General features: G+C 51.2%; 13 protein-coding genes and 1 other annotated feature. All 13 genes read left to right on the top strand.

Going from position 1 to position 14,429, the window contains the following annotated elements:
- Positions 1–18 precede the first annotated feature (18 nt).
- Positions 19–765: a 23S rRNA (guanosine(2251)-2'-O)-methyltransferase RlmB gene (gene rlmB, locus FHS19_RS33385; protein WP_183587603.1), complete on the top strand. Its 747-nt coding sequence runs from the start codon at positions 19–21 to the stop codon at positions 763–765.
- Positions 766–770: 5 nt separating this feature from the next.
- Positions 771–1,292, top strand: a complete 522-nt coding sequence (locus tag FHS19_RS33380; protein ID WP_183587601.1) for an NYN domain-containing protein — start codon at positions 771–773, stop codon at positions 1,290–1,292.
- Positions 1,293–1,453: 161 nt separating this feature from the next.
- On the top strand, positions 1,454–2,098 hold the full coding sequence (gene sigH / locus FHS19_RS33375; protein WP_076176719.1) for an RNA polymerase sporulation sigma factor SigH: 645 nt from the start codon (positions 1,454–1,456) through the stop codon (positions 2,096–2,098).
- 404 nt (positions 2,099–2,502) lie between these two features.
- Positions 2,503–2,652 (top strand): 50S ribosomal protein L33, encoded by a 150-nt coding sequence (rpmG, locus tag FHS19_RS33370; protein ID WP_076176720.1) that lies wholly within the window; start codon positions 2,503–2,505, stop codon positions 2,650–2,652.
- 21 nt (positions 2,653–2,673) lie between these two features.
- The gene (gene secE, locus FHS19_RS33365) at positions 2,674–2,862 is read left to right on the top strand and encodes a preprotein translocase subunit SecE (RefSeq protein ID WP_076176721.1); all 189 of its coding nucleotides are present in this window, start codon (positions 2,674–2,676) and stop codon (positions 2,860–2,862) included.
- 22 nt (positions 2,863–2,884) lie between these two features.
- Positions 2,885–3,418: a transcription termination/antitermination protein NusG gene (gene nusG / locus FHS19_RS33360; protein WP_076176722.1), complete on the top strand. Its 534-nt coding sequence runs from the start codon at positions 2,885–2,887 to the stop codon at positions 3,416–3,418.
- Between the two features lie 66 nt (positions 3,419–3,484).
- On the top strand, positions 3,485–3,910 hold the full coding sequence (rplK, locus tag FHS19_RS33355; RefSeq protein WP_076176723.1) for a 50S ribosomal protein L11: 426 nt from the start codon (positions 3,485–3,487) through the stop codon (positions 3,908–3,910).
- Between the two features lie 83 nt (positions 3,911–3,993).
- The gene (rplA, locus tag FHS19_RS33350; protein ID WP_076176724.1) at positions 3,994–4,686 is read left to right on the top strand and encodes a 50S ribosomal protein L1; all 693 of its coding nucleotides are present in this window, start codon (positions 3,994–3,996) and stop codon (positions 4,684–4,686) included.
- Between the two features lie 72 nt (positions 4,687–4,758).
- Positions 4,759–4,914, top strand: a sequence feature (ribosomal protein L10 leader region).
- A 112-nt stretch (positions 4,915–5,026) separates the two neighbouring features.
- The gene (gene rplJ, locus FHS19_RS33345; protein WP_183587599.1) at positions 5,027–5,530 is read left to right on the top strand and encodes a 50S ribosomal protein L10; all 504 of its coding nucleotides are present in this window, start codon (positions 5,027–5,029) and stop codon (positions 5,528–5,530) included.
- Positions 5,531–5,593: 63 nt separating this feature from the next.
- Entirely contained in the window at positions 5,594–5,959 is a 366-nt protein-coding gene (rplL, locus tag FHS19_RS33340; protein ID WP_094600187.1) for a 50S ribosomal protein L7/L12, read from the top strand.
- Positions 5,960–6,095: 136 nt separating this feature from the next.
- The gene (locus FHS19_RS33335) at positions 6,096–6,701 is read left to right on the top strand and encodes a class I SAM-dependent methyltransferase (protein ID WP_183587631.1); all 606 of its coding nucleotides are present in this window, start codon (positions 6,096–6,098) and stop codon (positions 6,699–6,701) included.
- 357 nt (positions 6,702–7,058) lie between these two features.
- A complete protein-coding gene (rpoB, locus tag FHS19_RS33330) occupies positions 7,059–10,604 on the top strand; it encodes a DNA-directed RNA polymerase subunit beta (protein WP_183587598.1) in 3,546 nt (1,181 codons plus the stop codon).
- An 83-nt stretch (positions 10,605–10,687) separates the two neighbouring features.
- Positions 10,688–14,302 carry a DNA-directed RNA polymerase subunit beta' gene (gene rpoC, locus FHS19_RS33325; RefSeq protein WP_183587596.1) on the top strand — a complete coding sequence of 1,205 codons (3,615 nt, stop codon included), beginning with the start codon at positions 10,688–10,690 and terminating at the stop codon, positions 14,300–14,302.
- The last annotated feature ends 127 nt before the right edge of the window (positions 14,303–14,429 follow it).

The raw sequence follows: 14,429 nt of genomic DNA, 5'->3' as shown, positions 1-14,429 counted from the left end.
GAATCAGGAGGAAAATCGATGGAGGAAGAAATCATTGCCGGGAAGCATTCGGTCACCGAAGCGCTTCGATCCGGGCGGACGATCAATAAAATATGGATTGCGGAAAATGCCCAAAAGCATCTGACGCAGCCGATCATTTTCGAGGCCAAAAAGCTTGGCGTCGTCATTCAGCAGGTGGACAAGCGAAAGCTGGACCAGATGGCGCCGGGCATGCAGCATCAGGGCGTGGTCGCGCAGGCTGCGCCTTACGCTTACGCCGAAGTGGAGGACATCCTGCAGGCGGCGGAAGCCAAAGGCGAGGCGCCGCTCATCCTGCTGCTGGATGAGATCGAAGATCCGCACAATCTCGGCTCGATTCTCCGGACTGCGGACTGCACCGGCGTACATGGGGTAATCGTGCCGAAACGCCGGTCGGCGCAGGTCACCGCGACCGTGTCCAAGACGTCCGCCGGCGCCGCCGAATACGTCCCGGTCGCACGCGTAACGAACCTGGGGCAGACCATTGAAGAACTGAAGGAGAGAGGGATTTGGGTCGTAGGTACCGACGTTTCGGCTTCTTCCGAGATGTACGACACCAATGTGTTTGACGGCCCCGTCGCCGTGGTCATCGGCAACGAAGGGAAAGGCATGGGCAGACTGATTCGCGAAAAATGCGATGTTTTGGTGAAACTCCCCATGAAAGGTCAAATCAACTCGCTTAACGCTTCCGTGGCCGCGGGAGTCGTGATGTACGAAGTTCTGCGCCGGCGCCGCACCCAAGGTTAGCCGGAATGGCGGCTTTGCGCGATGTGCTTCTGGTCGATGGCTATAACATGATCGGTGGATGGCCTTCCCTTGCAGAGCTGTCGCAGATCAGCATGCAGGAGGCCAGGGACGAGCTGCTGGCCAGGCTGGCCGATTATCAGGCCTTTTCCGGAAGAAAAGTGATCGCGGTATTTGACGCCTACCGGGTGCCGGGGCTGGGCAAATCCTTTTCCCAGAGCAAGGTCCAGGTGTACTTTACGAAGGAGAAGGAGACAGCGGACGAATGCATTGAACGCCTGGTTGGAGAGCTGACCCGGAGAAGCAGGCAGATCTATGTGGCGACCAGCGATTTGATCGAACAGCATGTCATCTTTGCGCGGGGAGCGCTCCGCTTGTCCGCCCGGGAGCTGCTGATCGAAGTGGAGAACAGCGAGCAGATGATCCAGAAGCGGATCAAGGAAGATCAGGCCAAATCGACGCGCAATACGCTGGACAGCAAGCTGTCACCAGATATCCGCGAAATCTTCGAACGGTGGCGGCGGGAATAGCCAACTTTTGTATGAAATGACAAATATGCAGCTCTTGACAATTTTGCTATCGCTGTTCTTTTTTGGATAATCCGTGGTTGACGGCTCGGAGAGCATCATTTATACTGTTCGTATATTTCACGAGTAACGGGTACCTTGCGTTGCAGCCGGGGGGTTTCTTGGTGAGCGTCGACCTTAAAGAGTTAATGTTATCTGATTATGATTACAAGACGGATGAGGACGTAGTCGAATATTTCCGCGAGGGTGACAGTGAAGCGCTGGAGTACTTGATTAACAAGTACCGGAATTTCGTGCGGGCCAAAGCCAGATCTTATTTTCTGATCGGCGCCGACCGCGAGGATATCATCCAGGAAGGCATGATCGGTTTATACAAATCGATCCGTGATTTCAGAGGGGACAAGCAGTCCTCGTTCAAGGCTTTTGCCGAGCTGTGCATTACGAGGCAGATCATTACGGCAATCAAGACCGCGACGAGACAGAAGCATATCCCGCTGAATTCTTACGTGTCGTTGGACAAGCCTATCTATGATGAGGACTCCGACCGTACGCTGCTTGACGTGATTTGCGGCTCGCAGGTATGCGATCCGGAAGAGCTGATTATTAACCAGGAAGAGTTCGTCGGACTCGAGGACAAGATGTCCGAGATTCTGAGCGACTTGGAGCGCAAAGTGCTGATGCTGTATTTGGACGGCCGCTCCTATCAGGAAATTGCGGTGGATTTGAAACGGCATGTGAAATCAATCGATAATGCTCTGCAGCGGGTCAAGCGCAAGCTGGAGAGATATTTGGAAGTTCGCGACAACTGAACAGACGCTAAGGTGAAGAAAGGCTCGTAAGGAGTCTTTTTTTATTCACACCGGAAGTGCCGAGGTTTAACCTCTGGACGAATGAATCATACTGGTAAATGAATGCAGGCGGCTTATGATGAGAAAAAAGGCTTGAAACGACAGGGAATCGTGGTTTTTAAACGCGTATTGACAAGGCCATTCTTTCGTTGACATGGTTTGACCCTTGTGATAAAGTGTTTTAGGTAGGCCTAAATTCGCGTGTTTTAATGAATGAGAGAGCAAAGGCTTCGGCACTAGCTTAATCGTTCATTTCGCAGGAACGGTTTTTTTTCTTTTCAGCGATGAAAAGTTTAGGCTGTTTCCTACTAGGGATCAATATTGACTCTTCTGAAATAGAAGGACGTCTTCGGGAGGTGCACAGCATGCGGGTAATTATCACTTTGGCTTGTACGAATTGCAAACAAAGAAACTATACGACGACCAAAAACAAGCGAAATCACCCCGACCGCATGGAGATGAAGAAATTTTGCAAGTTTTGTAACGAGCAAACTCCTCATCGCGAAACCAGATAGTTTTTTGGAGGTGTAGTCGGCGTGAAAGGTTTCAAGTCTCTGTTTTCCTTTTTCTCTGAAAGCTGGGCGGAACTTAAAAAAGTTCGCTGGCCTAATCGTAAAGAGTTGACGAATTACACGCTTATCGTACTTGGCACCATTGCGATCGTCACGATTTATTTTTGGGTTCTAGATATCGGCATTTCCGCTGTGATCGAAGCGATTATTTAAGAAGGGTCCCGGGTGGCTTGATATGGAAAAAAGATGGTACGTAGTTCATACCTACTCTGGGTATGAGAATAAGGTCAAAGCCAATTTGGAAAAGCGCGTTGAGTCCATGGGCATGGAGGACAAGATTTTCCGCGTTCTTGTTCCGATGGAAGAAGAAGTGGTAAACAAGGACGGCAAGAAAAAAGTCGTCATGAGAAAGGTTTACCCCGGATATGTCTTGGTGGAAATGATCCAGACTGACGATTCCTGGTACGTTGTCCGCAATACGCCAGGGGTTACGGGTTTTGTCGGTTCAACGGGTTCGGGTTCCAAGCCGACGCCTTTGCTTCCGGAAGAAGTGGAACAGATTCTGAAGCATATGGGTATGGAAGAGCCGAAGCCGAAGATCGAATTCGATATTAAAGAATCCGTACGGATCAAAGTTGGTCCTTTTGCGAATTTTGTTGGCTCGGTAGAAGAAATTCTCGTCGACAAGAGCAAGCTGAAGGTACACGTCAACATGTTTGGACGGGAAACCCCGCTTGAGCTGGATTATACTCAGGTGGAGAAGATATAAAGTTCTTCAGGTTTCTTGTGGGAGGGCCCCGAGGCCCGCTAACCACTTTTGAAGGAGGTGTCTTACATGGCAAAGAAGGTAATCAAGGTTGTTAAACTGCAAATCCCTGCAGGTAAAGCGAATCCGGCCCCGCCAGTAGGTCCAGCATTGGGTCAAGCAGGTGTCAACATCATGGCATTCTGTAAAGAATTCAACGCTCGTACCGCTGATCAAGCTGGTTTGATCATTCCGGTTGAAATTTCGGTATTTGAGGATCGTTCCTTTACGTTCATTACCAAAACTCCACCGGCTGCAGTTCTGCTTCGCGTAGCTGCCAAAATCGAGAAAGGTTCCGGCGAACCTAACAAGAAGAAAGTCGCTACCGTTAAACGCAGCACTGTCCGTGAAATCGCTGAGCAAAAAATGCCTGACCTGAACGCCGCTTCTGTTGAAGCAGCTATGCGTATGGTTGAAGGTACTGCACGCAGCATGGGTATCACAATCGAAGACTAATCCGGTTTTTCTTGCGACACCCGGCCTATGAGGCCGGCACATGTGGGAGGAATATCCGCTAAAACCACAAAGGAGGAACAAACATGGCTAAACATGGTAAGAAATATGTTGAAGCTGCCAAGCTGATCGACAGCGAAGCAGTATACGAGCCAGCAGAAGCTGTAGAGCTTGTGAAAAAGGCTGCGACTGCCAAGTTCGACGAAACCGTTGAAGTTGCAGTTCGTTTGGGTGTTGACCCACGTAAACAAGACCAAGCCGTTCGTGGTGTTGTTGTCCTGCCTCATGGCACGGGTAAAACACAACGCGTATTGGTATTTGCGAAAGGTGACAAAGCGAAGGAAGCGGAAGCGGCCGGCGCGGATTTTGTTGGCGATCAGGACATGATCAACAAGATCCAACAAGGCTGGTTCGAATTCGACGTCTGCGTCGCTACACCTGATATGATGAGCGAAGTCGGTAAACTGGGTCGTCTGCTCGGTGGTAAAGGCCTCATGCCTAACCCTAAAGCAGGAACAGTGACGTTCGATGTTGCCAAGGCTGTTCAAGAAATCAAAGCCGGTAAAATCGAATACCGTCTGGACAAAGCAGGTCAAATTCACGCACCGATCGGTAAAGTATCCTTTGATGCGGCCAAACTGAATGAGAACCTCAAGTCTCTCATCGACGCACTCAACCGTGCTAAACCAGCTGCTGCAAAAGGTGTTTATCTGAAAGGGATCGCCGTATCCTCGACGATGGGACCAAGCGCACGCGTGAATACAGCAACCTTTAAATAAGTTATCGTTGACTCGTTCCGAGTTATCTGTTACTATATAAAAGTTGTTGTTTAGGTCCTTGTGACCGACCACTAAAGTTGAATATGCTTACCGTAGACAGTAGGTGCCTATTGGCTTAATTTCCTACCGAGGTGTTGTGATAGAATATATATGATTTTCCTGCATCTTGTCGGACAATCATCATTCATCAGGCCTTCGTAAATCTACGGAGGCTTTTTACTTGCCTATGAAATCGGAGAAGCCGAGAGTACTCAGACTCGAAGCGGATTCCGACGTAGATCGAACTGGCGGCCGGCAAGTCCGGCCGGACAGTCATTGAAACTTTCAGGAGGTGTAGACATTGGCAAACGCAAAAGTGATTCAAGCGAAACAAGAAGCTGTAGATGCGGTAACTGCGAAATTGCGCGGAAGTGCAACGACAGTAGTAGCCGACTACCGCGGATTGAACGTTGCCCAAGCTACCGAACTGCGTAAGCAGCTTCGCGAAGCGGGTGTTGAATTCCAAGTGTTGAAAAACACTTTGCTGCGCCGTGCGACTGCCGCTGCTGAGCTGACTGAACTGGACGAAGTATTGACCGGTCCTACAGCTATCGCATTCAGTGCAGAAGACGCCGTAGCACCAGCTAAAATCCTTAACGATTTTGCTAAGAAGAACGAAGCTTTGAAACTGAAAGGTGCCGTGGTTGAAGGCCGTGTAGTCAGCGTTGACCAAATCAAGGCGCTGGCAGAACTGCCATCCCGCGAAGGTCTCCTTTCCATGCTCCTCAGCGTGCTTCAAGCTCCAGTTCGCAACTTCGCGCTTGCAGTTAAGGCTGTGGCTGAGAAAGAAGAACAAGGAGCGTAAGCTTCCCGTTCTGACTGCTTAAAGTAAACAAAAATAATTTTATTATAAAATGGAGGTTCAACCATGAGTAAAGAGCAAATCTTGGAATCAATCAAAGGTATGACTGTTTTGGAACTGAACGACCTGGTTAAAGCAATCGAAGAAGAATTCGGCGTAACTGCTGCAGCTCCAGTAGCTGTAGTTGGCGGCGGCGCTGGCGCAGCTGAAGCTGCTGAGCAAACTGAATTCGACGTAATCCTGGCTAGCGCTGGTGCTTCCAAAATCAACGTTATCAAAGCCGTTCGCGAAATCACGGGTCTTGGCTTGAAAGAAGCTAAAGAACTCGTTGACAACGCTCCAAAACCACTGAAAGAAAAAGTGGCTAAAGAAGAAGCTGAATCCGTTAAAGCTAAATTGGAAGAAGCAGGCGCTACTGTAGAAGTGAAGTAATTCCTTCTCACTTGAAGCACATAGCAAACCCCTTGATCATTCAAGGGGTTTGTTTTTGTAAAACCGCATCCCTTGTGACTAAACGTCTAGAACCAGGGGATCCTGTGTAATGAAACCAAGGATTCGGAGGGAAAGCATGTCACAGCATTACTATTCCAACCAGCCTGAAGCCGGACATGACCGGCGGAGTCTGGAAGAGCGACTGCGGGGTGCAGTCTACAAGTTCACGAGCGATGCCGGGGTGTTTTCCAAGAAGGGAATTGATTTTGGCAGCAAGGTACTGATCGAAGCGATGGATATTCCGCAGGGGTCCGAAGTTCTGGATGTGGGCTGCGGGTACGGTCCCATCGGACTGGTGGCGGCAAGACTGGCCGGGGATGGGCATGTGACGATGCTGGATGTGAACAGCCGTGCGGTGGAACTCGCCAAGGAAAATGCCAGGCTGAACGGAATTACGAACGTGACGATTCTGGAGAGTGATCTGCTGCAGCAGGTAGAAGGGAAGGCTTTCGATGTCATCCTGAGCAATCCGCCGATTCGTGCCGGCAAGGAAACAGTGCATCGGATTTTCGAGCAGGCGTATGAGCATCTTCGTGAAGGAGGAGCCTTATGGATTGTGATTCAGAAGAAGCAGGGGGCACCATCGGCAAAGGCGAAGCTGGAGAGCTTGTTTGCACAGGTGGAGGAAGTCACCAAGGATAAAGGGTACCGGATTTTTAAGGCTACAAAATCTTTTCAATAATTTGCAATAGGACTATTGACTTGAAAAATCATGTGTGATATTATTATAAAATGTCAGTATTAGGATAGGCTTCTTGTCTTTAGTTGGCTGAAATGTCAATAGTTTTTATGCGGAGATATGCATAAAATAGGGCATGTCCACGTATAATATGTACATTTTGGGCAAATCTACTGGATATGAAGTCACTTCTATGTTTAGAAGGCAAGACCATGGATAAGTTGCTCTTTGTTCGAAAGCATTCGGGTAAGGGCTTTTCTTTATTTGTGGATGAATCCTCTGCATGAATCCATTATAAGGTTCCAAACAGAGGTTCGCAATCAATTTTTAAAGTGAGTAGACATGAGGGGTGAGTTAAAGTTGGCAGGACATCTTGTTCAGTATGGTCGACGCACTCGGCGAAGTTATGCACGAATTAATGAAGTACTTGAGATTCCGAACCTGATCGAAATCCAACAGAAATCATACGAATGGTTTTTGGAGGAAGGATTGCGCGAAATGTTCCAGGATATCTCGCCAATTCAGGATTTTACGGGCAATTTGGTGCTGGAGTTCATCGACTACAGCCTGGGCGAACCCAAATACACCGTCGATGACGCGAAAGAGCGTGACGTGACGTATGCGGCGCCGCTTCGGGTGAAAGTACGGCTCATCAACAAAGAAACCGGAGAAGTCAAAGAACAGGAAGTATTCATGGGAGATTTCCCTCTGATGACGGAGACCGGTACATTTATTATCAACGGTGCAGAACGGGTCATTGTCAGCCAGTTGGTACGCTCTCCTAGCGTCTATTTCAGCACGAAAGTCGATAAAAACGGTAAGAAAACCTATACTGCGACGGTGATTCCAAACCGTGGTGCCTGGCTTGAACTGGAGACGGATGCGAAGGACATCATGTATGTCCGGATCGACCGTACCCGTAAAATCCCGGTTACCGTTTTGCTCCGGGCGCTTGGTTTTGGCAGCGACGCCGAAATTTTGGACCTGCTCGGCAACGACGAATACATCCGCAACACGCTGGACAAAGACAACACCGATTCCACGGAAAAAGCGCTCATCGAAATTTATGAACGCCTCCGCCCGGGCGAGCCGCCTACCCTCGACAATGCGAAGAGCTTGCTGGTAGCGCGCTTCTTTGATCCAAAGCGTTATGATCTGGCCAATGTCGGCCGTTATAAAATCAATAAAAAGCTGCATATCAAGAACCGTCTGTTCAACCAGCGTCTTGCTGAATCGCTGATCGACACCGATACCGGTGAGATCATTGCGGAAGCCGGACAAATGGTAGACCGCCGTCTCCTTGACGAAATCCTACCGCATCTGGAGAAGAATGTCGGACACAAGACGTACCATGTTGCCAATGGTGTGCTCGATGCCGACGACATTCCGATGCAGAGCATCGACGTATTCTCCCCGATCGAAGACGGCAAGGTCGTCAAAGTGATTGCGAACGGTAATATTGATAAATCGGTTAAACATATTACGCCTGCTGATATTATTTCCTCGATCAGCTACTTTATTAACCTGCTGCATGGCATCGGCGACACGGATGATATCGACCACCTCGGTAACCGTCGTCTGCGTTCGGTCGGTGAACTGCTGCAGAACCAGTTCCGTATCGGTCTGTCCCGTATGGAACGCGTCGTACGCGAAAGAATGTCCATTCAGGATGCGAATGTCATCACGCCGCAAGCCCTGATCAACATTCGTCCGGTTATCGCGTCGATCAAGGAGTTCTTCGGAAGCTCCCAGCTGTCCCAGTTTATGGACCAGACCAACCCGCTTGCCGAACTGACGCACAAACGCCGTCTGTCTGCACTCGGACCCGGCGGTTTGACGCGTGAGCGCGCGGGCTTTGAAGTTCGTGACGTCCATCACAGTCACTATGGCCGGATGTGTCCAATCGAGACACCGGAAGGTCCGAACATCGGTTTGATCAACTCCTTGTCTACGTTCGCACGGATCAACGAATACGGTTTTATCGAAGCTCCGTACCGTTGGGTCGATCCGAAGACGGGTGTCGTGACCGACCAGATCGATTACCTGACGGCCGATGAGGAAGACAACTATGTGGTTGCACAGGCGAACGCAGTGCTGAATGAAGACGGCACGTTTGCTGAGGATATGGTTATCGTCCGGTACAACAAGCAGTCCGACAACATCTTGCCGATGCCGAGCGAGCGCGTGGACTACATGGACGTATCGCCTAAACAGGTCGTGTCGGTGGCGACAGCGCTGATTCCGTTCCTTGAGAATGACGACTCCAACCGCGCCCTGATGGGATCGAACATGCAGCGTCAGGCTGTGCCGCTTCTCGTGCCTAAAGCCCCGCTGGTTGGTACAGGAATGGAACACAAGTCTGCGAAGGATTCCGGGGTATGTATCGTTTCCAAATATGACGGTGTAGTTGAACGTTCATCCGCCAACGAAATCTGGGTGCGCCGCATCGAGACCGTAGACGGCAAAGAAGTCAAAGGCGACATCGTTAAACATAAATTACACAAATTTATGCGTTCGAACCAAGGCACATGCATCAACCAGCGTCCGATTGTGAAGAGAGGCGACATCATCAAGAAAGGTGACATCCTCGCGGACGGACCTTCGACGGAAATGGGCGAGTTGGCTCTCGGACGTAACGTCGTCGTAGCATTCATGACCTGGGAAGGTTATAACTACGAGGATGCCATCCTCCTCAGCGAGAAGCTGGTGAAGGAAGACGTGTACACTTCGATTCACATCGAGGAATATGAATCCGAAGCGCGCGATACGAAGCTCGGACCGGAAGAAATTACCCGCGATATTCCGAACGTCGGCGAGGAAGCTCTCAAGAACCTCGACGAGCGCGGCATTATCCGGATCGGTGCCGAAATCAGCGCCGGCGACATTCTCGTTGGTAAAGTTACACCGAAAGGCGTAACGGAGCTGACGGCGGAAGAACGCCTGCTGCACGCCATCTTCGGTGAGAAGGCGCGTGAAGTGCGTGACACCTCCCTGCGCGTACCGCATGGTAGTGACGGGATTATCGTGGACGTTAAAGTATTTACCCGCGAGAACGGCGACGAGCTGCCTCCTGGCGTAAACCAACTGGTTCGGGTGTACATCGCTCAGAAGCGTAAAATTTCTGAGGGTGACAAAATGGCCGGACGTCACGGTAACAAAGGGGTCGTGGCCCGCATCCTGCCGGAAGAAGATATGCCGTTCCTGCCGGATGGTACGCCGGTACAGGTCGTACTGAACCCGCTGGGGGTACCTTCCCGGATGAACATCGGGCAGGTTCTGGAAGTCCACTTGGGCTTTGCGGCCATGCGCCTTGGTATTCACGTGGCCACGCCGGTATTCGACGGTGCCAACGAATATGACGTATTTGACACCATGGAAGAAGCCGGTATGCAGCGCAACGGTAAGACGCGTCTGTACGATGGCCGCACGGGCGAAATGTTCGAACGTGAGGTTACCGTTGGCGTCATGCACATGATCAAGCTGGCCCACATGGTTGACGATAAAATCCATGCCCGTTCAACTGGACCATACTCGCTCGTTACGCAGCAGCCTCTGGGTGGTAAAGCCCAGTTTGGCGGACAGCGCTTCGGTGAGATGGAAGTTTGGGCGCTGGAAGCATACGGCGCCGCATATACACTGCAAGAGATCCTGACCGTCAAATCCGACGATGTGGTCGGCCGGGTGAAAACCTACGAGTCCATCGTTAAAGGCGAGAACGTTCCGGAGCCGGGTGTTCCTGAATCGTTCAAGGTTCTGATCAAAGAGCTTCAATCCCTCGGTATGGATGTTAAGATCCTGAGCGGTGACGAGCAGGAGATCGAGATGAAAGAGCTCGATGATGAAGACGAGGCAGCCGGCGATAAGCTGAGCCTCAACCTGGAAGGCGAAGAAGTCGGAGTGGAATAAAGACCGTATGAAGGCGGGCGGTGATACCGTCCGTCCTCATTCACGGTTCAAATCATTAGGACTAGGTTAAGGAGGGTTGCTCCTTGTTGGACGTTAACAATTTCGAATTCATGAAGATCGGGCTTGCATCCCCGGAAAAAATTCGTTCATGGTCCCGCGGAGAAGTGAAAAAGCCGGAAACCATCAATTACCGTACGCTCAAACCGGAGAAAGAAGGCCTGTTCTGCGAACGGATTTTTGGACCGCAAAAAGACTGGGAATGCCATTGCGGCAAATATAAGCGTGTCCGTTACAAAGGCGTAGTCTGCGATCGCTGCGGCGTAGAAGTTACCCGCGCGAAGGTGCGCCGCGAACGGATGGGCCATATTGAGCTGGCAGCTCCTGTATCCCATATCTGGTACTTTAAAGGCATTCCGAGCCGTATGGGTCTCGCTTTGGATATGTCGCCAAGATCTCTGGAAGAGATCATTTACTTTGCATCTTATGTAGTAACCGACCCTGGAGATACGCCTCTGGAGAAGAAACAGCTTCTGTCCGAGAAGGAATACCGCAGCTACCGTGAAAAATACGGCTATGGTTTCCAAGCGGGCATGGGTGCTGAAGCGATCAAGAAGCTGCTGCAGGATCTCGATATCGAAAAAGAACTCGAGTTTCTGAAGGAAGAGCTGCGCACGGCTCAAGGCCAGCGCCGTAACCGTGCGATCAAGCGTCTGGAAGTCATCGAGGCTTTCCGCAACTCCGGCAACAAGCCAGAGTGGATGATCATGGACGTGCTGCCGGTTATCCCTCCGGAACTGCGCCCGATGGTGCAGCTGGACGGTGGACGTTTCGCAACGTCTGACCTGAACGACCTGTACCGCCGCGTGATCAACCGGAACAACCGCTTGAAGCGTCTGCTTGATCTGGGAGCTCCGGACATCATCGTTCAGAACGAAAAACGGATGCTGCAGGAAGCGGTTGACGCCCTGATCGACAACGGCCGCCGCGGCCGTCCTGTAACGGGACCAGGCAACCGTCCGTTGAAATCCCTCAGCCACATGCTGAAAGGTAAACAAGGACGTTTCCGGCAAAACCTGCTCGGTAAACGCGTTGACTACTCCGGCCGTTCCGTTATCGTCGTCGGTCCGTACCTGAAAATGTATCAGTGCGGTCTGCCGAAGAAAATGGCGCTGGAATTGTTCAAACCGTTTGTCATGAAAGAACTTGTAAACAAGGGCCTCGCCCATAACATTAAGAGCGCCAAACGTAAGGTTGAGCGCGTAAGTCCGGAAGTCTGGGACGTTCTCGAAGAAGTCATTAAAGAGCATCCGGTTCTGCTGAACCGTGCCCCTACGCTTCACCGTCTCGGTATCCAAGCGTTTGAGCCGATCCTGGTGGAAGGTCACGCGATCCGTCTGCATCCGCTAGTATGTACGGCTTACAACGCCGACTTCGACGGCGACCAGATGGCGGTTCACGTTCCGCTGTCCGCAGAGGCACAGGCTGAAGCCCGTATTCTCATGCTGGCATCCGGCAACATTTTGAACCCTAAAGACGGTAAACCTGTCGTAACGCCTTCGCAGGATATGGTTCTCGGATCTTTCTATCTGACCATGGACAACAAGGAAGAGAAAGGTTCCGGCATGATCCTGAGCTCCGTGAACGAAGCCGTATCGGCTTACCAACGCGGAACGGCAGGTCTGCATGCACGGGTAGCCATTCCGGTAAAAGCGCTCGGCAAAACGAGCTTTACCGACAAACAGCAGGACGCAATGCTCTTGACGACCGTCGGACGCATCATTTTCAACGAAATTTTCCCGAGCAGCTTCCCGTATATTAATGAAGCAACCCGTGACAACCTGTTCAACGGAACGCCGGATAAATATTTCGTCTATGAAAAAGGCGCGGACATCCGCGAGCGCATGAACGACCTGCCTATAAGCAGCGCCGTTGGTAAAGAGTATCTGGGTCAAATCATTGCCCGCTGCTTCGAGATTTACCACACGACGGAAACTTCCGTTATTCTGGACAAAATCAAGCAGCTCGGCTTCACGTATTCGACGCGTGCCGGCGTAACCGTTGCGGTATCCGACGTTATCGTTCCTGATGAAAAGCAGGCGATCCTGAAGGAATCCGACGAGAAGGTTGCGGTCGTTACGAACCAGTACCGCCGCGGCTTGATTACGAACGAAGAACGGTACGACCGCGTTATCGATATTTGGTCCAAAGCGAAGGATGACATTACGGACATCCTGATGAAATCCATGGACCGCTTTAACTCCATCATGCTCATGGTTGATTCCAAAGCACGGGGTAACAAATCGCAGATTACTCAGCTCGGCGGCATGCGGGGTCTGATGGCGAACCCATCCGGCCGGATCATCGAACTCCCGATCAAATCCAACTTCCGTGAAGGTCTGACCGTCCTCGAGTACTTCCTGTCGACGCATGGTGCCCGTAAAGGTCTGGCGGATACCGCGCTGCGTACAGCGGACTCCGGTTACCTGACACGCCGTCTGGTAGACGTTGCCCAGGACGTTATCGTCCGTGAAGAAGACTGCGGTACGGATAAAGGCTTTACCGTCAGCCGGATTCAGGATGGTAAAGAGGTTATCGAGGATCTGTATGACCGTATTGAAGGACGCTACTGCTTCGAGACGGTTCGTCATCCGGAAACCAACGAAATTCTGGTTAACCGCAACGAGCTGATCGATTCGGATAAAGCGAACCTGATCGTCAACTCCGGCGTAACGAAACTGCAAATCCGTTCGGTACTCAGCTGCCGTGCCCGTCACGGCGTATGTAAGAAGTGCTACGGACGCAACCTGGCCACAGGCAAATTCGTGGAAATCGGGGAAGCGGTCGGCATCATCGCCGCGCAATCCATCGGTGAACCAGGAACCCAGCTTACTATGCGTACGTTCCATACCGGTGGTGTCGCAGGGGACGATATTACCCAAGGTCTTCCGCGTATTCAGGAACTTTTCGAAGCCCGGAATCCGAAAGGTCAGGCAACCATTAGTGAAATCGACGGCGTCGTGAAGGAAATCCGCGAAGCGAAAGACCGTCGTGAAATCGAAGTCCAAGGTGAAGCGGAAACGAAAGTGTACTCCGTTACCTACGGTTCCCGTCTGCGCGTAAGCGAAGGTCAGGAAATCGAAGCCGGCGACGAGCTGACAGACGGTTCCATCGACCCGAAAGAAATGCTGCGCATTAAAGGGATCCGCGGGGTGCAGAACTACATTCTGCAGGAAGTACAGCGCGTATACCGTAACCAGGGCGTAGAAATCAATGATAAGCACGTCGAAGTCATGATCAAGCAGATGCTGCGTAAAATCCGTATCGTCGATGCAGGAGATACACCGCTTCTTCCTGGATCATTCACCGACATTCATGAATACGAAGCAGCGAACAAAGATGCAATCCTGTCCGGAAAAGAGCCTGCGGTGGCCAAACCGGTTCTGCTCGGTATCACCAAGGCTTCCCTGGAGACCGATTCCTTCTTGTCCGCGGCATCCTTCCAGGAGACGACCCGCGTTCTTACCGATGCGGCGATCAAAGGCAAGGTTGACCAGCTGCTCGGCCTGAAAGAAAATGTCATCATCGGTAAATTGATCCCTGCAGGTACCGGTATGAACCGTTACCGCAGCGTCAAATTCGATGATCCGAACGGCGAAGATCAGGACTCCAAAGAGCTTGAAACGGCAACCGTAGAGTAATAGACTGTAATTCAGGCGGTTTTACGCGGAGGCGGCATGAAAAAAGGCTGCTTCCGCGAAAACTTTCCTGAAACATTCTTGACATCGCCTAATGCAAGTGCTAATATAGCAAAGGTGCGTGAGTAGT

The sequence above is a fragment of the Paenibacillus rhizosphaerae genome, from assembly GCF_014192015.1.
Classification (GTDB): domain Bacteria; phylum Bacillota; class Bacilli; order Paenibacillales; family Paenibacillaceae; genus Paenibacillus_AQ; species Paenibacillus_AQ rhizosphaerae.
The sequence above is the reverse complement of the archived record's forward strand: the minus strand, read 5'-3'. Positions and strand labels throughout refer to the sequence as shown.

Bases quoted from the DNA above. Each gene is read 5' to 3' on its own strand.
- rlmB (WP_183587603.1), top strand. From the start codon at position 19: ATGGAGGAAGAAATCATTGCCGGGAAGCATTCGGTCACCGAAGCGCTT.
- FHS19_RS33380 (WP_183587601.1), top strand. From the start codon at position 771: ATGGCGGCTTTGCGCGATGTGCTTCTGGTCGATGGCTATAACATGATC.
- rpmG (WP_076176720.1), top strand. From the start codon at position 2,503: ATGCGGGTAATTATCACTTTGGCTTGTACGAATTGCAAACAAAGAAAC.
- nusG (WP_076176722.1), top strand. From the start codon at position 2,885: ATGGAAAAAAGATGGTACGTAGTTCATACCTACTCTGGGTATGAGAAT.
- rplK (WP_076176723.1), top strand. From the start codon at position 3,485: ATGGCAAAGAAGGTAATCAAGGTTGTTAAACTGCAAATCCCTGCAGGT.
- rplA (WP_076176724.1), top strand. From the start codon at position 3,994: ATGGCTAAACATGGTAAGAAATATGTTGAAGCTGCCAAGCTGATCGAC.
- rplL (WP_094600187.1), top strand. From the start codon at position 5,594: ATGAGTAAAGAGCAAATCTTGGAATCAATCAAAGGTATGACTGTTTTG.
- FHS19_RS33335 (WP_183587631.1), top strand. From the start codon at position 6,096: ATGTCACAGCATTACTATTCCAACCAGCCTGAAGCCGGACATGACCGG.